Annotated in this window: 18 protein-coding genes and 1 pseudogene; 15 read left to right on the forward strand and 4 right to left on the reverse strand. The window is 42.6% G+C overall.

The window, feature by feature from the left end:
- Positions 1-70: 70 nt before the first annotated feature.
- Positions 71-745 carry a hypothetical protein gene (locus ACFSTG_RS15025; RefSeq protein ID WP_380755089.1) on the forward strand — a complete coding sequence of 225 codons (675 nt, stop codon included), beginning with the start codon at positions 71-73 and terminating at the stop codon, positions 743-745.
- A gap of 104 nt (positions 746-849) precedes the next feature.
- On the opposite strand, the gene ACFSTG_RS15030 is transcribed toward ACFSTG_RS15025, so the two are convergent.
- Positions 850-5,106, reverse strand: coding sequence for a M4 family metallopeptidase (locus tag ACFSTG_RS15030; protein WP_380755092.1), 4,257 nt, complete (start codon positions 5,104-5,106; stop codon positions 850-852).
- 322 nt (positions 5,107-5,428) lie between these two features.
- Positions 5,429-6,910, reverse strand: a complete 1,482-nt coding sequence (locus ACFSTG_RS15035) for a S41 family peptidase (protein ID WP_380755094.1) — start codon at positions 6,908-6,910, stop codon at positions 5,429-5,431.
- Positions 6,911-7,147: 237 nt separating this feature from the next.
- Between ACFSTG_RS15035 and ACFSTG_RS15040 the strand changes: the two genes are divergently transcribed.
- The 6 genes from ACFSTG_RS15040 (at position 7,148) to ACFSTG_RS15065 (ending at position 12,600) form a co-directional block, all read left to right on the forward strand.
- Positions 7,148-8,152, forward strand: coding sequence for a c-type heme family protein (locus tag ACFSTG_RS15040; protein ID WP_380755097.1), 1,005 nt, complete (start codon positions 7,148-7,150; stop codon positions 8,150-8,152).
- A 149-nt stretch (positions 8,153-8,301) separates the two neighbouring features.
- The gene (locus ACFSTG_RS15045) at positions 8,302-8,787 is read left to right on the forward strand and encodes a hypothetical protein (protein WP_380755100.1); all 486 of its coding nucleotides are present in this window, start codon (positions 8,302-8,304) and stop codon (positions 8,785-8,787) included.
- Positions 8,788-8,858: 71 nt separating this feature from the next.
- On the forward strand, positions 8,859-9,293 hold the full coding sequence (locus tag ACFSTG_RS15050) for an RrF2 family transcriptional regulator (RefSeq protein WP_380755103.1): 435 nt from the start codon (positions 8,859-8,861) through the stop codon (positions 9,291-9,293).
- A 19-nt stretch (positions 9,294-9,312) separates the two neighbouring features.
- A complete protein-coding gene (gene nadA / locus ACFSTG_RS15055; RefSeq protein WP_380755106.1) occupies positions 9,313-10,260 on the forward strand; it encodes a quinolinate synthase NadA in 948 nt (315 codons plus the stop codon).
- A 2-nt stretch (positions 10,261-10,262) separates the two neighbouring features.
- A complete protein-coding gene (nadB, locus tag ACFSTG_RS15060; protein ID WP_380755108.1) occupies positions 10,263-11,801 on the forward strand; it encodes an L-aspartate oxidase in 1,539 nt (512 codons plus the stop codon).
- 73 nt (positions 11,802-11,874) lie between these two features.
- Positions 11,875-12,600 carry a PepSY domain-containing protein gene (locus ACFSTG_RS15065; protein WP_380755111.1) on the forward strand — a complete coding sequence of 242 codons (726 nt, stop codon included), beginning with the start codon at positions 11,875-11,877 and terminating at the stop codon, positions 12,598-12,600.
- A 2-nt stretch (positions 12,601-12,602) separates the two neighbouring features.
- Here the strand turns inward: ACFSTG_RS15065 and ACFSTG_RS15070 are convergent, their stop codons facing one another.
- Together ACFSTG_RS15070 and trhA are read right to left on the reverse strand one after the other, a co-directional pair.
- Positions 12,603-12,908, reverse strand: a complete 306-nt coding sequence (locus ACFSTG_RS15070) for a DUF202 domain-containing protein (RefSeq protein WP_380755114.1) — start codon at positions 12,906-12,908, stop codon at positions 12,603-12,605.
- A 146-nt stretch (positions 12,909-13,054) separates the two neighbouring features.
- Positions 13,055-13,705 (reverse strand): PAQR family membrane homeostasis protein TrhA, encoded by a 651-nt coding sequence (gene trhA, locus ACFSTG_RS15075; protein ID WP_380755117.1) that lies wholly within the window; start codon positions 13,703-13,705, stop codon positions 13,055-13,057.
- A gap of 223 nt (positions 13,706-13,928) precedes the next feature.
- Between trhA and ACFSTG_RS15080 the strand changes: the two genes are divergently transcribed.
- The 8 genes and pseudogenes from ACFSTG_RS15080 to ACFSTG_RS15115 form a co-directional block, all read left to right on the forward strand.
- Positions 13,929-14,492, forward strand: coding sequence for a hypothetical protein (locus ACFSTG_RS15080; RefSeq protein ID WP_380755120.1), 564 nt, complete (start codon positions 13,929-13,931; stop codon positions 14,490-14,492).
- Positions 14,493-14,787: 295 nt separating this feature from the next.
- Positions 14,788-16,419, forward strand: a complete 1,632-nt coding sequence (locus ACFSTG_RS15085) for a DUF6377 domain-containing protein (RefSeq protein WP_380755123.1) — start codon at positions 14,788-14,790, stop codon at positions 16,417-16,419.
- Between the two features lie 223 nt (positions 16,420-16,642).
- The gene (locus ACFSTG_RS15090) at positions 16,643-19,675 is read left to right on the forward strand and encodes a SusC/RagA family TonB-linked outer membrane protein (RefSeq protein ID WP_380755126.1); all 3,033 of its coding nucleotides are present in this window, start codon (positions 16,643-16,645) and stop codon (positions 19,673-19,675) included.
- A gap of 9 nt (positions 19,676-19,684) precedes the next feature.
- Complete coding sequence (locus ACFSTG_RS15095; RefSeq protein WP_380755129.1) at positions 19,685-21,160, forward strand: RagB/SusD family nutrient uptake outer membrane protein; 1,476 nt, start codon at positions 19,685-19,687, stop codon at positions 21,158-21,160.
- 12 nt (positions 21,161-21,172) lie between these two features.
- The gene (locus ACFSTG_RS15100) at positions 21,173-22,645 is read left to right on the forward strand and encodes a SusF/SusE family outer membrane protein (RefSeq protein WP_380755132.1); all 1,473 of its coding nucleotides are present in this window, start codon (positions 21,173-21,175) and stop codon (positions 22,643-22,645) included.
- A gap of 17 nt (positions 22,646-22,662) precedes the next feature.
- Positions 22,663-24,408 (forward strand): glycoside hydrolase family 66 protein, encoded by a 1,746-nt coding sequence (locus ACFSTG_RS15105; RefSeq protein ID WP_380755135.1) that lies wholly within the window; start codon positions 22,663-22,665, stop codon positions 24,406-24,408.
- An 18-nt stretch (positions 24,409-24,426) separates the two neighbouring features.
- Entirely contained in the window at positions 24,427-25,701 is a 1,275-nt protein-coding gene (locus tag ACFSTG_RS15110; RefSeq protein ID WP_380755137.1) for a PKD domain-containing protein, read from the forward strand.
- A gap of 189 nt (positions 25,702-25,890) precedes the next feature.
- Positions 25,891-26,484, forward strand: a pseudogene (locus tag ACFSTG_RS15115) (hypothetical protein); the annotation flags it as partial.

The raw sequence follows: 26,484 nt of genomic DNA on the forward strand, positions 1-26,484 counted from the left end.
ATTTTGCAACGCTTCAATTTCTCTCTCGTCTTTAAGTTAAGAAATCATCAATCAATCAAAAAACAGAACAATGAGAAAACTTGCATTTATTTTATTGGTATTCATCGGTTTCACCGCACAGGCACAAAGAAATATTGAAAAAGAAGTCCCTTATAAGGGTCAGCCTGTAACTGTGGAATTGGCTTTTGCTTCAGATATTGAAATGAAGACCTGGAACAAATCTTCCATAAGGATCGAAGCTTCAGTAGATACAGAAGACCAAAAATACACTGATCAATACGAGCTGGAAGTTAACAGCAGCGACTCAAAAATTGAGATCAGTTCAAATATGAAGAAGCTCATAAAGGCTTATCATGACGAATTTGGACAGCGAAATGATATAAAGCAGACGATCAATTATACCCTTTTTGTACCCGAAGGTGTGGACCTTGAATTGTCCAGTGTCACCGGAAGTGTGGCTTCAGAATTTCTCAAGGGGGATTTTAAAATCGACCTGGTAGTGGGGAATATTGATATAAAAAAATTCGAAGGTTACCTCGAACTGAATTCTGTCACCGGAAAATTAAAACTGCCGGTAAAAAACAGCTCCTACTCCGCAAAGACGGTCATGGGTGATATCCACGGAAATGATCCTGAAGCCGAAAAAAAGAAAGGCTTTGTTGGACAGGAAATGATCAAAGAGCTACATAACTCCAAAAGTAAACTTACCTTATCTACAGTAACAGGAGATATTTATTTGAATTAAAATGAAAACCGTCTTTAGATAAATAAAAAAACCCGCTCAATAACGAGCGGGTTTTAACATTAAGGAGACATGGCAGCACCAGTCCAGAAATTAATTCTCCCTGATTATTCTTTCACGAACCGGCCGTCATAAACAGTACCATCTGCAGTATGAAGTTTCAGAACATATACTCCGTTGATCAATCCTTCCACAGAGATCTGTTCTTCACTTCCGCCTGTAGGATAGGTACTCATCCTTAACAGCTTTCCGTTGTAATTATAGATTGCAAGTTTCCTTATAAGCTTATCGTCTATACGTACGTTAAGCACACTTACCGCAGGGTTTGGATACATTTCGAACTCTGAAGCAGTATCCTGCTCGGTGGTGGTAGTTTCCTGTTCAAGCGTTAACTGCTGTTCCGCCGTTTGCACAGTACCACTTACACTAACCTCTTCAAATTTCGCTACCGTAGAAGAACCGGTAGTTGCAGAGGTTGATGCAATTCCCACATACAGAGTATCGGAAAGGTTCATTTTCAAACTACCTATTAGATTCCAGTTTCCGTTCACATCAGACACATAAGAAGAAACATCCTTGCCGTTTCTCACGATCCTGATGTATTCAGGAATGGCAGCTGAGTTTCCGTTGGCCACGGAAGCTTTGGCGCCAACAGTTTTTCTGTACCTGAAAGCTGCGTTATATCCGGAAAGCAGACTTCCTGCATTAATACTTGTTAGCGCGAATTTAGCATCAGGATTAAGGCTTTCCCTTAGCACAACAGCCGCCTGTGCATTAACATTGGTGTTCTCCAGGCCGGTAATACGTGCAATAACTTCTGTATCTCCGGAAATTTCCTGGTAGGTGAAATAAAAATTATCGCTTCTTCCGGAAAGGTCATTCCCCTGGGCGGTAAGTTCAAAAGCGCCTTCGGAATAGCACAGCTCTCCCGGAATGTTCACGGTTCCAACATCTACAGTCTTCCATGGTTCGGGAATGGCTTCGCAATATTCAAAGTCGGTCGCAACACTTAAACTTCCGGAGCCGCTGAAGGTACCGGTATAGGCATGATATTTATCTTCTGCATTTACATCGGTAAGCACTCCGTTAAGCTGGAAATTCCCCTGCTTCTCATCGGCATCATCGATATTACTGCTATTCACCTTCAGCGGGATCAAATCCGCAGGAACAGCGAAGGCAGAGAGTTCCTCATCTGTAAAATATAAGGTAAGATCGTAAGTCGCATCTGCATTGGAAGTCGTGATGTTGAAAGACTTTGAAGGTCTTTGGGAAGCAATTCCTGTGAAATTCACAGAACCTGTTCCGGCTTCAGTAACCGAAAGCGTCACGCAACCAAGATCGGCTGAAGCATTTTCGATCTTACCTATGAGAGCTTTATCTGTATTGCTGAGGAAGTAAACCGTATTGCCAACATTTACTGCAGCTGTTGCCTGCTCATTAGCCTGTGTTTCAATTCCGGCAGGTAAGGCAGTTACCTTCACGTTATCTATGGCAAAACTGAACTGGCTCCCGGCATTTGTATCGTTGAACCATCTCCAGCCCAGGTAAAAGGACTTACCGTCTAACTCTTCAAAAATAGCATTAAAGCTGCCACTTGCTGTCTCTGTTCCAACAACACCTCCTCCTACAAATTTTTGTACAGGAGTGTAATTCGTACCATCTAAGGAATAAATGAATTCCCCATGGTCAAAGATCACCGAAGGATCAACAGCATCTGTTTCTCCCCCGGCTTCCCATTCAAAGCTTACCGTTACCTGCGTCGCACCTGCGGCATTAAGCAGCGGAGATCTAAGGATGGTATGAGAAGGAGAATTCTGGTCATAGAAAGGAGTCTCTAAAATCCCATCTGTGATGTAAGCCCTACCGGCAGCAGAAAGGTTCCCGTTTGCACGCCAAACGTTCACCCCGTCTGCCAGTGAAACGGTGGTCCATCCCGGTGCAAATCCGGCTCCCGAAAAGTCTTCAGCAAGAAGTTCAAAAGGTTCTGTACCGGTACGTGGCACGAAATCATCATCAGAAATGGCATATTCCTGTTTCATAAGTTCGCCATTATATACAAAAGACAGCACGATGGTTTCACTACCCTCAATCACCGCATCATCATAAACATTTACGGTAATGGTTTTGGATTCGGTACCTGTGAAAGTCAGCTCGGTTGCAGAAAGATCAAAATCCTCCCCATAGGTCGCTGTACTGCCCGCGGTGCTGATGGAAATATTTGCTGCAGGATCTATCTCCACACCCTCAATGAGAAGTGTATAGGTATTTAGATCTTCGCAACCGGTAAGCTCATTGTTTTCTTCAAACAATTGTACATTTTTGGTGCTGAAGCTAATGGTATTAGGGTCTCCTGTTTTGTAAGCTTCACCTACATCAACTGCGTGCCAGGCATTAGTAGTGGACTGCTCCTCGGGAGATGAGATTCCATAAAGGGTTTGAGCAACCAGAATAGAAGTCGCCCTCATTTCTGCAAACTTAGCGTTTGGAGAAAGCATGGTTTCCGCAAGATATGCGATCTGAGAAGCTTTTTCGAAACCAATTCCTTCTACGGAATAAGTATTTCCGGCATCGGTAACCTTGTCATCTGCCGATTGTTTTTGATATCCCGGAGAAAAAGCCTGTCCACTTCCGGTTACCAGGAAGTAATACCATTTATTAAGTACTCCGCTATTGGTATGAACACCACACTGATCGTTTGCAAGAGAAGGGGTATCACACTCGGGATCTTTCCAGTTTTCCCCTCCGTAAGAATCGGGAGCACCTTCAGCTTTAGGATCATCCATCCAACGCAGCGCCCGGGAATCTGAACTTCCGGCAGGCAGACCGCCATCCCTCTCGTCTATTTGTTCTCCAATACCCCAGGGATCATATTCCAAAGAACCGTCGATTTCGGTAAGTACATAGTATTCTGCTGCAGCTGCCCAAATGTCTGAAAAACCTTCGTTCATCGCACCGGACTCTCTTGCATACACAAGGTCTGCGGTAAATTCACATACCCCGTGACCAATTTCATGCGCACACACATCCATCGAAGTGAGCGGAGCGAAAGATCCGTTGGGGTTGGTTCCACCCTGGTAGCTTCCGTCACCATAGGTCATCGCAGTTCCATTCCAGAAAGCATTATCGTAGGCATCACCATAGTGTACATAGTTAAAGATCTTTGTTCCCTTATTGTCATAGCTTAAGCGGTTGTGCTTTTGCTTCCAGTAATCCAGGACCACTTCTGCACCCCAATGAGCATCAAGGGCTATATCGTCGTTATTTCTTTCGTTGGCCACGGGATAGATACTAAGAGTAGAGAATTCATCTCTTCTGTGCTCCCCGGCATTCCAAACATTATCTGCCGTTTCGGGATTTAGCAGGTCCCCATCACCATCTTTTATTGGGGTAGCAAGTGAGGCTAAAGCGGGAATACTAAGGGGAAGCCCGCCCACTCCGTCATAAGACAGAGTTTCATTTTCAACCCCGCTGGGGGTCACTCCTTTAAGTAAATAATTACCATCTGCATCCCGGGAAGTATCGAAACTACGGGTGCCGGCATATCTGGTATCTCCATTACCTCCTAAAATAGCAGGAGGGGAATTTGTTTTTTTTGATAACGCCTTTCTGTTTTCTTTTGCAGTGGAAATCACTTCTCTGGCAGAATGATTTCCATTAGCATGCTTTATAATAGCATCTTTCAAAAGGATCTCTCCGGAATTTGCATCAACATAAACATCATCCCGCGAGAGAGGTTCTGCCGCATAAATATTAAATTTGTAGGCCAGCCTTAAGTCGATTTCGCGGGTGGAATAATTGTCAACAAAGACCAACTCCCCTTTAGGATAAACTTCTTCAAGGGCGGCCGTCTTTTCCGGAGATTCCGCAAGAGTTTCTACCAGCTCCCAGGCATAGGTAGTTGCTCCTATAAAATCCATGGCTTTCTGAAGGGCAGCAGTTTCACTCAGTCCGGCCGAAAATGTTATGGAAGCAGGAAGGGCATAGTACTCTGCCGTAATAGCCTGTACAACATCATTTTTGGCAATCACTTTAAAGACACCATGTTCTACTTTAATACCGTTCACATACTGCTGGAATTTATATACTTGTAGTCCGTTATTGGAAAGGGAGCTTTCATTATTAAAAGAAGTTTCCTGCCCTGCCCCTAATACTTCCGCTAGAAAAGTTGGGATCTCGTTCACCGAAAGGGGCTCTTTAGGGTTCAGTTTAATTAATGAAGGTGTGCCCCTAAGGGAGTCCATTGTATATTCTGAAACCCGCGGATCATTATCTAAATTTTCTGATATGGTTCCGGGGGAGGTCTGGGAGTAAGAGATCGCACTGAAATGCAACAATGCGAGACTCAGGAGTAGTAATTTTTTCATAGTTTTTACTGAGTTAATAGGGGTTAAGGTTAAACGAAAAAAGGTTTTATTGAACTCAATAAAACCAGCAGAAATCAACATTATTCTTACTTTTTGAAGTGAAATGATGCTGAATTCATAAAATAATCACCAATATACCCGACTGAACTATACACATTTCAAAAAAGGATGTGAAATTGTCGTTAATTAACTCTTAAACAAAATCACCAAACGTTAAAGGTGTCAAATCAAATAGTTGACAGCAAATCCTTTGGCTTAGTTCAGTTTGGAACAAAAAAATATCCCGCAATTGCGGGATATTTTTTAATAAGATCTGCTCTCCCTATAATTTAGGAGGCAATTCGTCAATATACATTTTTTGATAGGTAGGCTTATACATATCCCCCTGTCCTATCTTTTCGAATTTTTCTTCTGCTTTCTTTGCGGCCTTGCTTTTAGTTTCCTGAGGTTTTCCCTGAAGGTGATTTAAAGCAGCCTGCAACAATGGTTCTGATGTTTCTCCCAGGATCCCCAAATTGTTGAGGTCTTCGTTATAGCTCACATCTGGAGCCAGACCATTCACATAATCAGATCTTCCAGCAGAATTAGCCGATTTAAAGATAAGAGGCTGAATTGCATAAGTATGGTTCTCATTAACCCCCTCACGCTGAAAATCGGGACTGTCATAAAGTGTGACAGAAGCCTGGAATTTCCCTGTGGTAGCCTCCCCTATCTGTACTACATCAATATATGGATCAAGACCATTGATCACCAGCTCACTCGCAGATGCGGTAGCTGAGGTAGTAAGAATATAAACTCTTGAGAGATTCAGACTATTGATCATTTCATTGGTCCTGATCTTTGGATTGAACCTGTTAAGCAACCTTTCAGGATCATTAGATTCAAAATATTCCTGGTATTTCTGGTTCCACAATTCCTTCATGAACACCTGTCCTTCAAATTGACCGGTGATCATACTGGCAAGGTCTACTGCAGATTCGACAGATCCCCCTCCGTTATATCGAAGGTCAAGGATAAGTTCCTGTACACCACCGGCTTTTAACTCCCCAAATGCAGCGTTGAGTTCATCATCAAAATCAGCAATGAAACTGTTGTACATCAGGTATCCAACATTAATTCCGTCAACATTTAAGACCTTTGAAATAAGCACAGGATTTTCTGTGTAAGAGGTATGGCTCAGGGTTACAGTTTCATCTGTCATGACCAGAGTCCCATTCTCTACTTTACCTATATTGATGGTAAAAGAACCTGAACCAAGAAGGTCTGCGTAATTATTCATCGTAAGTTTTTGCCCGTTCACTTCCGTGAAAACGGTTCCTCTTTCCAGTCCGGCCTCAGCAGCTGAAGTTCCTGGAATGATATATTGAAGATATCCAAAAAGGTTATTGGTATTACTTATTCTTCCAAGCCCAAACTCCATACCGGCGGTGCTACTGCTTATTCCCTTAAAACTTTCTTCAAGGGCAATATAGTCGTCTGTAATAAAACTGAAGCGGTCCTGAGAAGATAATAGTGCATCAAAAAGATCCTCTGGCGAACCAAAATCGGCTAAAAATTCATCCTTCTGGATTTCTGAAGAAAAATAATTATCCTCCAGTTCGGGAACATCAGATTTATAGAGATAAATATCGTTCATTCCCCTGTAAACGAATTTTTCAACTTCAATATCACCTATCTCTGTGGTAGTCTTATCTTTCTCCTCACTTGTGGTGAGGTTGCTGTTGAGCGCCTCATCATCTTTCTCACAGGAGGTAAGAACCAGACCAAAGACCAGCATCAGCATCATTATTCTTTTTATATTCATGTAGTTGGGTTTTTAATTAGTTGTTCCTCGAAACCTAAAGGTTCCGGCAGACAAGGATTTAACGTTGCCCTATTTCTTTTAGTTCATCAATTATGCCAAAATACTATAGTTGAGACTGTTAAATAAACAACCGGTAAGAGGAAAGAATTCCAGGAATTAAAAAAATCGAAAGTAGGATGACAAATCGCATTTTTACCGGGTGGAGAATTCATTAGATTTATTCAAATTTCCCATCTTATGAAAAATTATATTTTACTCACCTCAGTCCTGCTCCTTCTAAGCGGCTGCAAAGACGCCAATTCTGAATATGAGGCCACCCCCGTAGCTCAATCAGGAGAAATCACAACCCTGCAGCATCCAGGCAAAAAACTACTTGAGAACAATTGTTACGTTTGTCACAGTCCAACCGCAGGAATGGCAGATCTCATAGCACCCCCCATGGCTGCCGTCAAGGCCCACTACCTGATGAATGACCCCTCAAAGGATGAATTTGTGAATTCTATAGTTTCCTTTGTAAAGGATCCTTCGGAACAAAAATCACAAATGCCCGGGGCGATTGGAAAGTTTGGATTAATGCCTAAGCAGAAATTTCCTGATGGAGCGGTAGAAAAGATCGCTGAATATATGTTTGAATACCAGATCGAGGAACCCGAATGGTTCGCCGAACACTGGAAGGCCGGCATGGGAAGCGGAATGTACCGGCAACAGGGACGACGTATGGGACCGGGCATGGGCACACAACACAGGCAAGGCCAACGTGAACAATATGAGAAAAAAGGCATTGAGATCGCCATGGCGGCGCAGAAACTTCTTGGACAGAACCTGATGAGGGAGGTCCAGGATAATGGAACGCTGGAGGCACTGGAATTCTGTAATGTACAGGCAATCCCGTTGACAGACAGTGTTGCCAAAAAATATAATGCTACCGTACAGAGGGTTACTGACAGGAACAGGAATCCGGAAAATGAAGCCAATTCAGAAGAAAAAGCTTTGATCGAGGTATTTCAAAGAGAAATGGCAGCAGGTAAGGATCCCCGACCAATTGTGCATCCAAAGGCTGACAGCGTTAGGTTCTATTATCCGCTTATGACTAATTCCCTGTGCCTGGAGTGCCATGGGAAAAAAGAAGATATTGAACCTGCTGTGCATGAAAGGATCATGAAATTGTACCCTCAGGATAAAGCTATAGGATATTCAGAAAATGAGGTGCGGGGAATCTGGAAGATCGGGTTCAAAAAATAGTATCTTTCCATATTGTATAAGTATTTAACCTTTTTATAAAGCTCAGTTTATTATTAAGAAGTGTTTATATTCCGGTCCGTTTTAACATGACCATAATCATAAACCACCGGGCTGGGGAAGTGTAACTTTGTATTTACATTAATTAAACTATGAAGATCATGCGTATTTCAATTTATATTCTGTTCCTGGCTTTCTTCATAACCGGGTGTAAAGAAAAGCAGGAACCGGAAACCACTCCTCAGGCTGAGACCACTATTGAAACATCAGAAGTAACATCAGAAGCCCCGGATATGGCCATCTGGAAAAAGGACATTCAGCTTGACAACGGTACACAATGGCATGCCAACCGGGAAACAACAGAAGGGATCTTAAAAATGTCCCGAATGATAGAGAATTCCTCTGCTGCAACCGTAGAAGATTATCGCCGATTGGGAGAGGAACTCAACAAAGAAAAGAACCTGGTGATAAAACGATGCACCATGAAAGGGCCGTCCCATGACAATCTTCATATTTACCTGCAGCCCTTAATTGGGCAAATTGGGGAATTACAGCAAGTTGATTCCGCAGATGAAGGAGAGGAATTACTAGATGAGATCAGGGAGCATTTACAGGCATATCACAGTTATTTTATCTAAGTTACTGATCCTGGTCATAAATTAAGGACAAAAGAGTCTTTAATTTTGCTTTGAACCTGTAGAATTCAAAGATGTTTTCAAAAGCTTGTGAATACGCGATCAGGGCAACGATTTTTATTGCCTCAGAATCAGAAAAAGGAAATAGGTCCAGCCTTAAGGACATTTCAAGAGAGATTGGATCCCCTGAAGCCTTTACTGCAAAGACCCTTCAAAAATTATCCCGTAGCGGGATCATCACGTCCACTAAAGGCGCCCATGGAGGTTTCCAGATCCCTGCTGAAAAAATGGCCCTGATAAAAGTTGCCGAGATCGTCCTTGCCATTGACGGGGATACCGTATACAAGCGATGCAGCCTTGGTCTTCATGATTGCAATGAGGAACACCCCTGCCCCTTCCATTCCCGTTTTAAACCGGTAAGACAGGAACTGCAGTTCATAGTTGAGAACACCAGTCTAAAGGATCTCACATCGGGATTAATATCAGGGGATACATTTTTAAAAATTTAAAAACAGTTTTCCAAAATCGATGGAGAAAACGGTAAACAATAAAGTCAACCTGCAGGAGCAGGTGAGAAAATTAAAAGAACAAAAAAATGCGGTAATCCTGGCGCATTACTATCAGGAACCCGAAATTCAGGAGGTAGCCGATTTTATTGGCGACAGCCTGGAACTGGCTAAAAAGGCAGCTCAGACCACTGCAGATATCATTGTTTTTGCGGGGGTCCATTTTATGGCAGAAACAGCTAAGATCCTGAACCCTTCCAAAAAGGTACTTTTGCCTGACCTCAAAGCAGGTTGTTCTCTGGCTGACAGTTGTCCGCCGGATGCCTTCCGAAAACTGAAAGAAAAATACCCTGATCACGCCGTGGTTACCTACATCAATTGTTCGGCTGAGATCAAAACCCTGAGCGACATTGTCTGTACCTCATCCAATGCTGAAAGGATCATAAACTCGATCCCCAAAGAAAAGCCAATAATCTTTGCTCCCGACAAAAACCTGGGAAGATATCTCATGGAAAAAACGGGAAGGAAAATGCTTCTTTGGGATGGGGCATGTATTGTACATGAGGCCTTTTCACTGGACAAACTTCTGGAAGTATATAAGCAGCACCCCTCAGCAATGATCATAGCACACCCTGAGTCTGAAGATCATATCCTCAAGGTCGCTAATTACGTAGGTTCCACTTCGGGCATGCTCCATTATGTCAAATCCAGTGAACATGATACTTTTATAGTGGCCACAGAAGCCGGGATCCTCTACCAGATGCAAAAAGATGTTCCGCATAAAACCTTAATTCCTGCTCCTGCCAAAGAAGATAACACCTGTGCCTGCAGCGAATGCGCTTTCATGAAAATGAACACTTTACAAAAGTTGTATAACTGTCTTAAGAATGAAGATCCCGAGATCATTCTCGAAAAAGAGCTGATGGAAAAAGCCCATAAACCAATCAAAAAAATGATGGAACTATCATAGTTATGAACACAGATGTACTGGTAATAGGGGCAGGAATTGCAGGTTTGTCTTTTGCTATAAAAGTAGCAAAGGCCAGGCCAGATGTGGAGGTGATGGTCCTTACCAAAAGCAGCAATGATGTTTGTAACACTGCCCATGCACAGGGCGGTATTGCCGTGGTGCTTGACAGGGTGAGAGACAGTTTTGAGCAGCACATTGAAGATACGATCAAGGCAGGTAAAGGCCTTAATGATAAAAAAGTGGTGGAAATGGTCATTTCCCAGGCTCCTGAAAGATTGTCTGAACTTATTGAATGGGGCACTTCATTTGACGCCAACGACGAAGGAGAATTTGAGCTTGGCCTGGAGGGCGGGCATTCCCAGCGCAGGATAGTCCACCACCGGGACCTTACCGGTTTGGAACTCGCCCGTAAACTTCTCAAAAAGGCTTTTTCCTTTCCAAATATCCGGTTTTACGATCACTTCTTCGTGACAGATCTTCTCATTGCAGAAGGTGAACCCGCAGCCTGCACCGGAATAAAAGTTCTGGATAAAGAAACCCGGCAACTTATTAATATCTCTTCCAGGATCACATTTTTAGCATCGGGAGGAAGCGGTATGGTCTTTCAGAACACCACTAATCCTTCTGTAGCTACAGGTGACGGAGTTGCCATGGCTTTACGCGCTGGAGTACAAGTGAGCAATATGAATTTCATCCAATTCCACCCCACTGCTTTATATGAGGAGAATAAGCATCCTTTATTTCTCATTTCCGAAGCAGTAAGAGGATTTGGAGCTTATATAGTGAACCACAACGGGAACCGTTTCCTTTTCAAATCTGATACCCGCGGGGAACTGGCAACCCGTGATATTGTTTCTGAGGCTATCGTTAAAGAGTTGAAGAAATCCGGGGAACCTGCGGTATATTTGGATTGCCGGCATTTGAATTTTGAATATTTTCAAAACGAGTTTCCTACTATCGTTGCATATTGTCTGTCCATAGGTATCGACCTCAAAACAGATCTTATCCCCGTAGTTCCAGCTTCTCACTACCAATGTGGTGGCATAGATGTCGATCCTGAAGCCAAAACGTCCCTTAAGAATTTATATGCTTCGGGAGAATGTGCCCATACCGGTTTGCATGGTGCAAACAGGCTGGCATCAAACTCCCTGCTTGAAGCCCTGGTGTATTCCCATGAGGCATCTGGGGCTGTACTCCTGGAACTTGATAAGGTCCCCGTTCCTGAAATTGAACCCCAACCTGAAATTTTGCATCATGATCAGGAAGCAGATGATGAAATTATTGCAAGCCTGAGAAAACGACTTAACGAGATCATGACCTATGATCTTATCCATGCCTCCGGAAAAAGGGAAATGAGAGAAGGGCTTGAAATGTTGCACGAACTTAAAGATATTCTTGACCATTATCCTCCATTCAACACCGGTACTGTTGCTTTCTATGAGCTCAGGAATATGGTAGAGACAGCACTGGCCGTACTTGAACATGCTCACGAATTTTCTGAAATGACAAAGAAGAACCTGCCCGGGGTACATTATTCCTGAAAACCATCCTTATCTTGTGTTCTTCGGAAAAGTATTATACTTGTGCTTTTAATATTTAAGCTCCTCAACCCTCATGCCTGTCGTAAAAAGAAAAACCGCTTCCAAAATAAGGAAAACCCACCGCTATCTGGGAATTTTTATAGGCATCCAGTTTCTCCTGTGGACCATTAGCGGGATGTACTTCAGCTGGACAGACATTGACGAAATACATGGAGACCAGTACAGGAATCCTGAAATGGTGCAAACCAATTTCGATGAGCTGTTAAGTCCCTCGGAAGCAACCGAAATGGATATTCATGCTGTAGAACTGAAGGAGATTGCCGGAAAACCTTACTATTGGATCAATCACTCCATGCTACATGACGCCCGTACCGGGGAAATGAAAAATGAGCTCACCGAAGCCGAGGCACTTGCCATTGCCGAAAAGAATATGATCCCGGGTTTGGAAGTCTCAGGGATCGAAAAGATCACTTCCACAGGTAAGCATCATGAATATAGGGGCAGCCCGCTTCCGGCATATGTTATTTCATATGCCACTCCAAATGATATAAGGGCTTATGTCTCTATCGCAGACGGGACTTTCAGAACCCTGAGGCACAGGGACTGGCGCTGGTTTGACTTCTTATGGATGACACACACCATGGATTACGAGGGCAGGGATGATTTCAATACCTTTGTTTTAAGAGCATTTTCACTACTGGGTCTTATTACCGTAATGAGTGGATTCCTCCTGTGGTTCATCTCCTCACCTACCGTCCTGAAATTGATCGGAACTACGAAGAAGAAGAAGAAGAACTGAGGCTAAAGGTCCTCCTCCTTCACTTTGATTGTATGGTATTTCCTGATATGTCTTCGCACATAAAGAAAGCGGGATAAACCTATTATAAAAATAAACGGGGCTATTATGAGAAGAAAAATACCCAGATCATACATTTCCTGCAAAACTTCCACCCGAAGAATTGCCACCCCCGAACTCAGTATCACAATAAAAGTTCTGAGGTAAGCCAGGAACGTTCGTTCATTGGCCATTCGGGTACGGTCAATGGCCAGCCAGTCCCGGGTGATGAGACCTTCCTTTTTTTTTCTAACTTTCTTACTCTTTATCAATTTTTTCGGGGCTTTAAAACTTCCTTCAAGGCAATTATGGTTTCGAATCCCAAACTTAAAATCATTAATACTTTTCCCGGAATATGGAATGTAAAAGTTACAATAAAATCTTTTTTCAACGAAAGTAAAAAGAATATGTCCCAGATCTAGGGAACGACGTGCTGATAAATGGCCATGTAATGACAAAGACTCCCCCCAAGCACAAAGAGATGAAAAAGCGCATGATTATAGTCGATCCTGTTGATACTGTAAAACACAGCTCCCACAGTATAGGAGACCCCCCCACTGAAAAGCCACCACAGCCCGGCTTCAGAAAGATTTTCCACCAGCGGCTTAATGGCAAAGATTATGATCCACCCCATGACAACATACATTATGGTAGAAAGGATCTTATACTTCCCTGTAAAAAAGATCTTTAGAATGGTACCGGTCAAAGCTATGCCCCAGGTGACCCCAAAGATGATCCAGCCGGTGGTGCCGCCAAGGGTGATAAGGGCAAAAGGAGTGTAACTGCCGGCTATGAGTATAAAAATAGCAATATGATCCAGGATCTTGAGCCTGTATCTTAGGACAGGATCTTTTGCACTGTGATAGAAAGTCGAAGCGGCATAAAGGAGAATAAGTCCAAGGGCAAAAGCAAGGAAGCTCAACGTAAGCCTTAAACTGTCATATTCATAAGCCTTGAGGAGTAAAAGGATAAGACCTGCAATACTCAGGGCCAGGCCTGCAGCATGTGTTAATATATTCCAACGTTCCTCTTTGGGAGGATAAAATTTGGCAGGTCCCTCTCTTTCCATTCCAGAATTTTTAAGGAATAAAAATAATGACATTTTAAATTACAGGTACCCGGAAATCATGTTTTTTCTTAAGCAAATTGTGCTATATCCTTTTTTAATGTGAGACCTCAACAATTTGGTCCCGGATACCCCGTGTGAGAAGATAAAAATACAGGTATTCCCCTATAGGAAATGAATTGCTTCACCCATTAAATTTCAGGATCGAAACAATAATTCCTTAAAGTTGAAAACCGGAGTCACTAAAGATAATGTGATCTACACAGGGAACCGGTTGGAACAGCCGGAGGTAAAGTTATGGCTTGATTCCTACGATGATCTTTTTTCAGATTTTGATCCCCGGCCTTATTCCAAAAGGACCCTTTCTGATGATTTTATCTCCCAGGCCAAAAAGGTGACCAGAGAGCAATCCGGGCAACATTTTATCCTGCAGTTGCTTTTACCTGCTTCATTAAGGGAAAGAAAACAGGAGGAAATCATCGCACAACGACTTCCGTTATTCTTTAAACGAATATATTCCCAATTAAAAGATGAGCGAAGGCGTACCAAAAAAAAAGGTTTTAAACTGGTAGCAGCCGGAATCGTTTTTATGGTGTTGGGAGGTTATATCTCCTTCAGTAATCCCGAAGGATTCCATATACACCTGTTACTTATTGTTTTTGAACCCGCAGGATGGTTTCTCTTCTGGAGCGGACTGGACCTTTTGCTTGAATTTTCAGAAAAAACAAAACCTGATCTCAGGTTCTATTCAGAGATGGCTCAAACGAAGATCATTTTTGGGTCGTACTAAAGCAATTTCTGTGCTTTTTTGAAATTTAGTTCTCTCATTTATTTTTTTCTCCCATTGAAAAATGCTTGAGAACCACCAGGCAGAAATATTAAGGTACAACTGAATCAGCTATTTCCTGGATATACCGACTATCTTCTGATTTTATTCCCAAATTTACTTAACACCAGTTCATTAGAAAATAGTATTTTCGTGCAATCCAAATGACCTTCATTCATCAGGTTTCCTATTTATGCGGTTTACAATCTTTGTTTTTCCTTTCTATTATAGAATAACAGCCATTTATTTACTGATCTTATTGGGGTCAAACTTACACTTATCGGGACAGGAAGTCTTACTTGAAGAGCTCAGAACAACTGTTGAGAAATCTTCTGAATATGATCAGGTCAAGATCAGAAAGATCGAAGATCTGCGAAAAGAGCTGCAAAGAACGAACAAAAGCAACTTGGTTGACCGATACCGGTTAAATTTTGAATTATTTCAGGAATACAAGGTATTTAATCAGGACTCGGCCTATTCCTATGGTCTTAACACCCGTGATCTTGCTACTCAACTGGATAGTTTACCTCTTATTACCGCCGCGGTAATAAACCTTGCTGATGTAAGTGTTTCTGCAGGAATGTATAAGGAAACGCTTGACCTCCTCGAAACCGTAGATCCTGATAAGATTCCTGCAAACCAAAGATCTCTTTATTACGGTTTAAGAGGCAGGGTTTATAGTGAAATGGCAGAATACAGTAATCTGAATTACTATTCTTCCCAGTACAATGAACTCGCTTCTCAATTCAGGCAAAAGGCGCTGGAACTTACTGAAGAAGGCACTTTTTTTCACTCCTTTCTCAGGGCATTCATAAAATACAATCGGGGGGATACCCCGCAAGCCTTGATTGATTTCAAATCATTACTGGATGCCCCCCTTTTACCGCGGGAGAAGGCTCTTGTACATTACATGCTTGGCGATATTTACGATAAAAGAGGAGAGAAAGAAGAAGCTATTGTTCATTTTACCATGGCATCTTTATTAGACGTCAAAACCTCCACGAAGGAAACTCTCGCGATCATAAGATTATCAGAGTTGCTTTTTGAAACCGACAGATTAAAAGAGGCCTCTTTTTTTATCCAGAAAGCCAACGAGGATGCCAGCTTTTACGGAGCCCAACACCGAAAAATCCAGGTGGGCGCCATCCTTCCTTTAATAGAAGAAAAAGTGATTAGCCGTGTAGAGCAGCAAAGGCGTAGACTTTACATACAAAACATCATTGTATCCTTTCTCCTTTTACTGGCTACAGTTCTGGCTGTCGTTATCTATTTGCAGGTAAGACGTTTAAAATCGGCCAGAAGGAGTTTAATGACCGCCCACCATGATCTCCAGACAGTTAACCAACAAATGCAACTCGTTAACAAAGAGATCCAAAGTAAAAACCAACAGCTTAAGAAAGTTAACGACCAGCTCCTTGAAGCTAATAAGATCAAGGAGGAGTATATTGGTTTCTTCTTTAGTCGGGATGCCGATCTTTTTGAAAAATTCAGGGAGTTTAAGTCCCGTATCGAAAAGGATCTTAAATCTGAAGATCTGGAAAAGGTGAAATTCAGGGTAAAACATTATGATCTTAAAAAAGAAAAAGAAAAACTACTGCAGAATTTTGATGAAGCCTTTATTAGATTGTTTCCAAAATTTATCGAAGAATTTAATTCTCTGTTAAAAGAAGAAGAACAAATCAAGCTGAAAAAAGGACAGATTTTAAACAAGGAACTTCGAATTTTTGCACTTATTCGCCTTGGAATTTCCCATAATGAGATCATCGCACAGATCCTGGGATATTCTGTCAACTCAATTTATGCCTATAAAACCAAGATCAGAAAAAGGTCTATACTTCACAAAAAGGAATTCGACCAAAAATTGATCGAAAACACCACTTTAAGGTTTTAGAAGTCGAATTTTACCACATTTTTTCTATACTATTTCACCTTGTGCAAACATGATAAGTAATTAATTATCAATATTTTAATCATAATTCAGGGCTCTTTTTTTCTATACAAAAATTTTCAGGTGTAATATGAGGCTTATAATTTTCGAAGTTTGAAGTGTCCTAATTTTTTGCGGACAAAACTTTATGAGCTCTTTATTTCATTTTCAATTAAATACTTAATAAATGCAGAATCAAACTCAAGGAAAGATTTTCCCCGGTTTCAAGGGAATTTTTCTTTTACTCATTTTTTTCAGCTTCAGCTCCATTGCAGTTGCCCAGGATAAGGTAACAGTCCGGGGAACTGTGGTGGATGATACCGGAATTCCATTACCGGGTGCAACTATCCTGGAAACAGGGACCACCAACGGGGTGGTAACTGATTTTGACGGAAATTTCAATATTGAAATTTCTTCTCTTTCTTCTACGTTAACCATCAGTTATATTGGTTATGAGACGAAAACGATTGAAGCATCGGCAAATATCAATACCATAACACTTAATCTGGATACTGCAGCCCTTGACGAAGTGGTGGTCATTGGGTATGGGCAATCCCGCCAGAGAGATCTTACCGGGTCTGTTTCCGCAATCGATTTAGACGACATTGAATCCCAGCCGGCTTCCAACATTGGTGATGCCTTGCAGGGACGAGCCGCAGGGGTGCAGGTGATCACTTCGGGACAACCAGGAAATAACCCTACCATAAGGATCAGGGGTATCGGGACCATTGGAAACAATGACCCTTTAATTGTTGTAGACGGGGTACCGTTGAACGGAGGTCTCAACCAGGTGAACATGCAGGATGTTGCCTCCATGCAGATCCTTAAGGATGCTTCGGCTACAGCTATCTATGGATCACGCGGTGCGAATGGAGTTGTCATTATTACTACCAAAAGAGGAAAAGACGGTGTAGGACAATTGACCCTGGATATTTTCTCAGGAATTCAGGAACCTACCAATATGATAGATGTATTGAATGCACAACAATTCGGGCAACTTAGCAACGAGATGCTGGCAGCAGGTGGATTTCCAACAAATCCCGATTTTGCAGATCCTATTGCTCTGGGGGCAGGTACAGACTGGCTGGATGCGCTATTTACCACAGGTCATCAAAACAATGTGACTCTTGCTTACAGCAACAGGAACGAAGCTTCAAATGTCTATACCTCGCTCAACGTTTTTGATCAGTCCGGGATCATCATTAATAATAACTACAGAAGGTATATTTTCCAGCTAAACAGTGATACCGATGTAAACGAGCGTCTACGCTTCGGAAATTCACTTAAGGTGAACCACGATATTAAGGAGCAGGGAGAAATGAACATTACCGGAGCCATACTTTCGCTTCCAACGCAACCGATCTACAGGGAAGACGGAGATTTTTCCGGACCAATTGGTCAACCTATCTATTCAGGAGATGTTGAGAATCCTATTGGTAAAGCAAACATTGTAGATAATACCACGAAGGGTTATAATCTCCAGGGGAATGTGTTTGGAGAGCTGGATATATTCAAAAATTTCACTTATAAATCCCTTTTTGGGGCCGAAGCAAACTTCTGGTTTGGTAGAACCTGGAGCCCTGCCTACAGTTGGGATACGGATATTGCACCAAATGCTTATCTTTTTGAATCTTCAAATCGAAGTGTAACCCTTCTTTGGGACAACACGCTAACATATAACAAGGAATTCGACAACGGTTCTTCTGTAACAGCTGTAGTTGGAACAAGTGCCCAGGAAAATGAATTTAAATTTCTCAGTGGGTCTGTTCAAAATTTTCCAAGCGAATCCACCCAACAGATCAATAACGGAATTGAACTACCAACCATCAACGGAAGCGGATCTGAATGGGCGATTTTCTCATATTTTGCGAGGGTTCAGCTTGACTATCTTGACAAGTACTACCTAACCGGAACCGTTAGAAGAGACGGATCTTCCAGGTTTGGAGAGGGTAATAAGTACGGAACCTTTCCTTCAGCTTCGGCTGCATGGAGAATTTCAGATGAGGATTTCCTTAAAGACTCTAATAGCATTAGCGAACTGAAGTTGAGACTGGGTTACGGAATTACCGGAAACCAGGAAATTGGTAATTATGCTTTTGCCTCAGCGTACAACACTAACGTCTATAACTTCAACGACAATTTTGTAACTGCCGCTGTCCCAACCACCCTACCTAACACCAATGTTCAATGGGAATCACAGAAACAATATAATATTGGTCTTGATGCCACTCTTTTCAACAGGGCTGTGGACTTTAAAGTAGATGTTTATCGCAAAGACACCGAAGATATGCTGGTGCCGCAATCTGTGCCAGTGACTTCGGGTTATTCTGATATCTATGTGCCTTACATTAATGCAGGAGCAATTAGAAACCAGGGTGTGGAAGCCATAGTTACTACCTATAACTTTGCAAGAGAGGATTTTAGCTGGAGTACAGATTACGTATTCACCTACAATGATAACGAGGTGATCAATATCAACAGTGATACCCCTCTTACCACAGGTGGAATTGGATTGAACTATAACCTGGCACGCATTCAGCCGGGATATCCAGTCAACGTTTTCTACGGATTTGTTCAGGAGGGAATTTTCCAGACGCAGGCCGAAGTGGATAATGCGGCAGTACAATCTCCGGGAACGAATCCCGCGACCAGTACAGCACCGGGAGATATCAGGTTTAAGGATCTCAATAACGACGGAAGAATCACTGATGATGACCGTACATTTATAGGAAATCCTAACCCTGATTTTACTTTCTCTCTTAACAACACCCTGAGGTATAAAAACTTTGACCTTAGCATCTTCTTCCAGGGAGTCTACGGAAACGATATTTTCAATGCTAACAGACTGTACACCGAAAGTATGTCGGTTACCACCAACCAATCTGTGGCTGTGCTTGATCGATGGAGAGGACCGGGAACAAGCAATACGATGCCAAGGGCTGTATTTGGTGACCCTAATAATAATACCCGACCGTCTACCCGATACATCGAAGATGGCTCTTACCTAAGGCTAAGGAACGTCAATCTTGGTTATAACTTACCAGTAGAGAGCTTTGGAGACAATATATTTAGTTCTGCAAAAATTTATCTCGCCGGACAGAACCTCTTTACAATTACCGATTATTCAGGATTTGATCCTGAAGTAGGACCAAACGGAATTGACAACAATATATATCCTGTGACCCGCAACTTCACAGTAGGAATTAATTTAGGATTTTAAAAAATAACGATGAGACACTTTAGAATATACATCACGTCCCTGGTTACCCTGCTCCTTATGAGCTGTAGTGACGACTTTCTTGACAGGCAACCGCTGGACACCATAAACACGGAGAATTATCCCACTACCGCCGAAGAGTTGGTGACTGTGGTGAATGGAGCTTACCAGCCATTACAATGGCCAAAGCTTTACAATTTGAGGATGTGGAGTACAGATATTATGGCCGGGAACAGTATTGTTGGTGCCGGAGGAGGATCTGACGGAATCGAGACCCAGGATATGGCAAACTTTGTAACCAATACAGATAACGCCGGAGTACTGGATCTATGGAGAGGACCATGGCCGGGGATCCTTATGTCAAACATCGTTCTCGATGCAGCTCCACAAATGGACATTGATGAAGATATCAGGAAAAGAAGTATGGGAGAAGCACATTTTCTAAGAGCTCATTACTATTTCATTCTTGCAAGATTTTTCGGAGATGTGCCTTTGATCACCGAGCCGCAAAGCTCTGACAGTGATCTTTTTCCACCGCGCGATCCGGTTGCACTGGTTTATGAGCAGATCATCAGCGACCTTAATGCTGCCGCCGAACTCTTACCGCGAAAAAGTGAATATGGTTCCGAAAACAAGGGGCGGGCATCAAAAGGTGCTGCCTACGGAATGCTGGCAAAAGTTCATTTGACCCTCGGAAATTACCAGAAGGTCGTGGAATATGCCACACAGGTAAAAAATCTGGGATATGATCTTAATGAGAATTATGCCGATAACTTTTCAATTACAAATGAGAACTCTATAGAATCACTTTTTGAAGTACAATATGCTTCAAACGGGGGATACGATTTTTGGAGTAATGAGAATCAGGCGTCCTGGACTAGTCCATTTATGGGTCCCAGAGGTGCCAATTTTGTCGCCGGGGGGTTTGGCTGGAACCAACCAACACAGGAATTTGTTGAAGCTTATGAAGAAGGAGATGTTCGAAAAGATGCCACAGTACTTTATGAAGGAGGTCCGGAATTTGACGGTAAGGAATATGAGAGCCGCTTCTCCTTCACAGGTTATAACACAAGAAAGTTTTTGGTGCCATTGAGCCAGGTCTCTGCATATGATAATAGTCCGCTTAATTTTCCTATTCTAAGATATGCCGATGTTTTGCTTATGAGAGCCGAAGCATTGAATGAACTGGGACAGACTACTGCTGCTGAAGAATACCTGAATGAGGTACGTGAACGTGCCGGGCTTGATGATATCGAAGGCCTTAACCAGGCCGATTTTAGAAATGCCGTTCTCCATGAACGCAGAATGGAGCTGGCCTTTGAAGGACAAAGATGGTTCGACCTTATTCGTGTGAACAATGGCGAATACGGACTTAATTTCCTTAGATCAATTGGCAGGAACAATGCTTCACAAAAGCACCTCCTGTTCCCAATCCCACAAATAGAATTAGACAGGAACCCGAACCTGGTTCAGAACCCCGGTTACTAAAAAATGAGAAATATGAATTCAATTTTAAACCTGAAGCGATTTTACGCAATAAGCCTGGCTCTTGTTCTGGGAATGATGATAGGGTCCTGCGATACAGACGAGCTGGATGATCCTTCTCTAGAAAATGTTGATAATGAACTTATTCTAAATGTTTCTGATGAGAACCTCGAGTTGGAAGAACGTTTTATTGGGAATGAACTCGGTTTTACCTGGTCCAGCGGTACCAATCGTGGCACAGGGGCTGCTATAAAGTACACTCTTGAAATAGATCTTGCAGGAAGCGACTTTTCAGATCCTTTAATTAGCCTTGTGGAAGGTGAGAAGAATAGATATTTTGCTTCTATAGATCATGGGACCCTCAATCACAGGCTGCTTAACAGCAGACTTGATGCGGGAACGGTATACGATCTTGAAGCGAGATTAACGGCAGAAGTAACAGATCCTGCTGTAGAAGATCAGGTGTCAACAAAGGCATTTTCGGTAGCTACCTATAAGCCGGTATCCAGCAGGTTGTTTATTGTAGGAGACGCTACACCGAATGGATGGGATATCTCGAATGCTACCGAACTTTCCGGAGCCGGACAGCGCGGGGTGTTTGTTTACGAAGGAAAACTGACCGAAGGGAATTTCAAGTTCCCAGTGAGCAGGAATGACTGCTGGTGTCAGGATTTTTACACTAAAGATCCCGACAACGATGGGGTTATCGTCTATAATGAAGGCGGTAGCGGGGAAGATGTACAATGGACAATTTCTGAAGAAGGTAATTACAGACTAAGAGTAGATCTTATTAATAAAACCATTGACATTGCACCGGTAGAAGACGCCCCTTTCTCTGAATTATTCATAGTTGGGGAAGCAACCGAAAGCGGTCTGAATATAGATGCCCCTGCAGCTTTTACTCAGAGCGAGCTGGATCCTTTTGTCTTTAACTATGAAGGGAATTTTGCACCGGGTGAATTCAAGATCTTCGCCGGCCCAATGGGCGACTGGTGCGGAGAGTGGTACCGTCCACAAGTGGATGATAAAGCACTTGAAAACGGTGACGTAATTCAGGCTGCAGGTTGTGAGCCGGACCATACCTGGCTGGTTACTGAAGAGACCGCCGGCCGCTACAGGATTAGTCTAAACACGGCAACAAATACGATAAGGTTTAACAGGATCAACCTGCACATCGTTGGAAATGCAGGGCCAAATGATTGGAATATCAACAATCCTGCACCAATGGAGTATGTCAACGGGGATTTTGTTTACACAGGACCCCTTAAGGCAGGAGAATTGAAGTTTTCCAAATACCAGGGAGACTGGTGTGATGGAGAATGGATAAATGCTGAAGAGAACGGGCAGGCTATTACCAATACAGAATTCATAACCACTTTTGGTTGTGAGGGACCGGATAACAAATGGAAGCTTTCTGCCGATGATGCAGGAGATTATGAGATCAGGATCAATCTTGACACCGAAACCATGACCGTTACCGCTCTTTAAAGCTAAAAAACAAAAAAATGAAAAGAAACAGCATATATTTATTGATGATGCTACTTGTGCTAAGCGCCTGTAGTAACGACGATGATACCCTTTTAGACCCCATAGAAGAAGGGATGGATATGAGCTATAATGAAGTTCTTGGTTTTAAAAAGGACAAAGCAAAATACAATCCGGGGGAAGAGGTGAATTTCAGTGTGAACGGAACTCACCAGAATACCACCGTCAGGTATAAGTACCTTGGACAGGTGATTGCGGAAGAGCCGCTAACCGGCACCTCCTGGACCTGGGAACCTCCTTCCGAAGACTTTAGAGGCTACATGGTGGAACTTGTAAAAGAAACCGGAGGAGAAGAAACTGTGATAGGAACTGTTGCAGTAGATGTCTCTTCAGACTGGACAAAATTCCCACGTTACGGTTTTCTTTCGAAGTTCGGAGAGACCACAGCTGCTCAAAGAGCAAGTGTTCTCAACAACCTGAAGGACTATCATATAAATGGGTTGCAGTATTATGACTGGCACTTTGAGCACCACAGGCCTCTGCCTCTCGACGAGAATGGTGCGCCGGCCGAAAGCTGGAACGATCTTTTTAACAGGGAGATATATTTTGCGACAGTTGAAGGGTATATAGAACAGGCGCAGGAGCGTAATATGGCTTCTATGTTTTATAATCTACTTTTTGGAGCCTGGAAAAAGGATGAAGTACAGCCCGTGCCTGTAGAGTGGTTAATGTATAACGACCGCAATCACAAGGATATTAATCGTCATATACTTTCAGGGTTTGGAGACATTCAGTTGACAGATCCTGCTAATAATGAATGGCAGGAGCACATTTTTGGAGAGACAGCTACTGTCTATGAAAATCTGGAATTTGACGGCTGGCACCTTGATCAACTAGGAAACCGCGGTACGGTTTACAATTACGAAGGTTATAAGATTGACCTGGGAGAGGCTTATAAGGATTTCCTTATTTCTTTAGAGAATCGTTTCCCAAACAAAAAGCTTGTTCTAAATGCAGTTGATCAGTACGAACAAAAGGAGATCCTGGAAGCTCCGGTAGATTTTGCCTACTCAGAGATCTGGAGCAGGTATCAATATCAGGACCTCGCACAGGTGATCCTGGAGAATTACAATTATTCCAACGGCGAACTCAATACCGTTTTGGCCGCTTATATGAACTACAATTCTCAGGATGGAAACTTCAATACACCTTCTGTACTGATGACAGATGCTGTGATCTTCGCCTTTGGTGGTGCGCACCTTGAATTGGGAGAACACATGTTGTCCAGCGAATATTTTCCGAATGACAAATTGGATATGAGCGTGGAACTGCGAAATACTGTTAGAGAATACTATGATTTCCATACCGCTTACCAGAACCTTTTAAGAGATGGCGGAAGCTTTAATTTTCCCGCACTACAATCTCAGGATCCCGATGTGAAACTGAACAACTGGCCTCCGGTTGTGGGGCAGGCTGCTGTTGTTGGTAAACAACTTGAAGACCGGCAGGTGCTTCACATACTCAATTACGACGGAGCTGCCACTTTGCAATGGAGAGATGACAGCAAGGTCCAGAGAGAACCATTAGTAAAAGACAACTTCAGAATTACCGTTGAGGCAGAAAGAAATATTTCAAAAGTGTGGTTTGCCTCTCCAGATATTAACGGGGGAGCCTCACAGCAAGTCGAATTTACTCAAAGTGGAAACCAGCTCACTCTTGAAGTGCCTTACCTAAAATTCTGGAGCATGCTCGTGCTCGAATACTAACCAGGACAAACGAACATCATGAAAAATATTAAAGTCTTATCAACTCTTTTCCTTTTTATCTTTGGGTTTGCATCATGCAGTTCTGATGACGATTTCACGGAAGTTTTCCCGGAGCCTACAGCCGACTTCTCTTTTGAAGCGGTAGCCGATAATCCGCAACTCATCAGCTTTACCAATCTGAGCGTTGATGCCGAAGAGTTTATGTGGGATTTTGGTGATGAAACAGGAGCTTCAACCCAGAAGCATCCTTCCTATCAATACGCTTCAGCAGGGAACTACACTGTAAAACTTACCGCGATGATTGGTGACAATACAAGCACCTATTCTCAGGAGATTAGTGTGGTGGGTATTCCTTCCGCAGTATTTTCTTATGAAGTTGATGAGGAAGACCCACTCACTATCCATTTTGAAAACCAGAGCCAGAATGTAACTCAGTACACCTGGGATTTTGGGGATGGATCTGAAATTTCTTCGGAAGCCGCTCCTTCCCATACTTATGCTGAAACGGGAACCTACACGGTGACACTCACAGCAACCGGTGATGGTGGAACTGATGAGGCTTCAGTGGAAGTAGAAGTAAAAGATGCCCAACCGGAATTCAGCAATATTTATATTGTAGGTGATGCTTCTGAAAGTGGGTGGAACATTGGATCTCCGGCAGCTTTTACGCAAAGCGATTCCAATCCGTTCATTTTTGTATATGAAGGCGTGCTTAAAACCGGAAACCTGAAATTTTCGACCTTCACAGGAGAAACCTTCTGTGACGGACAGTGGATAAATGCTCCCGAAGCAGATATTTCTACAGAAGGGACAACAGGTTTTATGGTGACCAACGGCTGCGATGGACCTGATAACAAATGGACGGTGACAGATGAAACCAAGGGGCGTTATATTATTACTATTGACCTTGAGCAGGAGACGGTAAAATTTGAAAAACTCAATGTACCATATTCGGAGCTTTATGCAATAGGTGACGCCGCTCCTAACGGCTGGGCTCCTCAAAACCCTTCGGAGGCCTTTAATCAGGATGCAGTCGATCCTTTCATTTTTACTTATGAAGCCTATTTGAGCCCCGGAGAGCTGAAGTTTTCAACCTTCAAGGGGGAATGGTGTGATGGCGTCTGGATCAACGCGCCACAGGCTGATGCAGATATTGTTAATGCTTCTGAATATTATGTCAGGAAGAGTTGTGATGACCCCGACAATAAGTGGAGGGTGACTTCAGAAACCGAAGGTAATTATCTGATTACAGTGGATTTTTACAATGAAACTATACTTTTCGAAGCTAAGTAAAAAAAGAAAAATTAATAATTATTAGCCCAGGGGCCTTTCAGTTAAAAAAGAAAGGCCCGGATAATCTACTGCCAAAATAATGCTTACAAAAACAATCAACTAAAGGGTTTTAATAGCTTCCACTGGATTTTTTCAAATAGGATTTTGCTATTGGACCTTTCATATTACCAACAACCAATACCATATATTATGAAAGAAAAACTACTCAAGATCTTATTTGTAATTCTTTGCATAAGCAGTATTACAACCCTTCAGGCTCAGTCATTCGACTACCTCGCTCTGGTTGGAGACGGGACTTCTGCCGGCTTTACTCCTCAGGGGAATATTGATACAAGAATGGAGATGATCTCTCCCGGGATCTGGAACTGGGAAGGTTCCCTTAAAGCCGGAGAATTTAAAATAAATACCGTGGAAGGCGGCTGGTGTGATGGTCAATGGTTAATGCCTTTAAATAATGGAGATGCTTTGCCTACTACTCCAACTTCATACGATGTAATTGACGGATGTGGATCAATTGATTACAAATGGAAAATTCCAGCAGATGGATTATATTCTATCACCGTTGACACCAATGCCGGTACGATCGTTAGTGAAGAATTGAACCATTATCCGAATTTATATCTTATAGGTTCCGCCACAGTGAGTGACTGGAGTGCAGATCTTGCCAGGGAAATGACTCAGGATCCTCAAAATCCGGCCATCTTCACCTGGGAAGGAACCCTGGACCAGAATTATGATTCAGGATTTAATGATGCTGAGTTCAAGATTCTAAGTGTTCGAACT

The organism is Salinimicrobium flavum (genome assembly GCF_042684505.1).
Lineage (GTDB): Bacteria > Bacteroidota > Bacteroidia > Flavobacteriales > Flavobacteriaceae > Salinimicrobium > Salinimicrobium flavum.

Excerpts from the sequence above, each read along its gene's own strand:
- ACFSTG_RS15095 (WP_380755129.1), top strand. The coding sequence starts at position 19,685 with ATGAGACACTTTAGAATATACATCACGTCCCTGGTTACCCTGCTCCTT.
- ACFSTG_RS15065 (WP_380755111.1), top strand. The coding sequence starts at position 11,875 with ATGCCTGTCGTAAAAAGAAAAACCGCTTCCAAAATAAGGAAAACCCAC.
- ACFSTG_RS15045 (WP_380755100.1), top strand. The coding sequence starts at position 8,302 with ATGAAGATCATGCGTATTTCAATTTATATTCTGTTCCTGGCTTTCTTC.
- ACFSTG_RS15040 (WP_380755097.1), top strand. The coding sequence starts at position 7,148 with ATGAAAAATTATATTTTACTCACCTCAGTCCTGCTCCTTCTAAGCGGC.
- ACFSTG_RS15090 (WP_380755126.1), top strand. The coding sequence starts at position 16,643 with ATGCAGAATCAAACTCAAGGAAAGATTTTCCCCGGTTTCAAGGGAATT.
- ACFSTG_RS15110 (WP_380755137.1), top strand. The coding sequence starts at position 24,427 with ATGAAAAATATTAAAGTCTTATCAACTCTTTTCCTTTTTATCTTTGGG.
- nadB (WP_380755108.1), top strand. The coding sequence starts at position 10,263 with ATGAACACAGATGTACTGGTAATAGGGGCAGGAATTGCAGGTTTGTCT.
- ACFSTG_RS15025 (WP_380755089.1), top strand. The coding sequence starts at position 71 with ATGAGAAAACTTGCATTTATTTTATTGGTATTCATCGGTTTCACCGCA.
- trhA (WP_380755117.1), bottom strand. The coding sequence starts at position 13,705 with ATGGAAAGAGAGGGACCTGCCAAATTTTATCCTCCCAAAGAGGAACGT.
- ACFSTG_RS15035 (WP_380755094.1), bottom strand. The coding sequence starts at position 6,910 with ATGAATATAAAAAGAATAATGATGCTGATGCTGGTCTTTGGTCTGGTT.
- ACFSTG_RS15100 (WP_380755132.1), top strand. The coding sequence starts at position 21,173 with ATGAATTCAATTTTAAACCTGAAGCGATTTTACGCAATAAGCCTGGCT.
- ACFSTG_RS15030 (WP_380755092.1), bottom strand. The coding sequence starts at position 5,106 with ATGAAAAAATTACTACTCCTGAGTCTCGCATTGTTGCATTTCAGTGCG.
- ACFSTG_RS15050 (WP_380755103.1), top strand. The coding sequence starts at position 8,859 with ATGTTTTCAAAAGCTTGTGAATACGCGATCAGGGCAACGATTTTTATT.
- ACFSTG_RS15105 (WP_380755135.1), top strand. The coding sequence starts at position 22,663 with ATGAAAAGAAACAGCATATATTTATTGATGATGCTACTTGTGCTAAGC.
- nadA (WP_380755106.1), top strand. The coding sequence starts at position 9,313 with ATGGAGAAAACGGTAAACAATAAAGTCAACCTGCAGGAGCAGGTGAGA.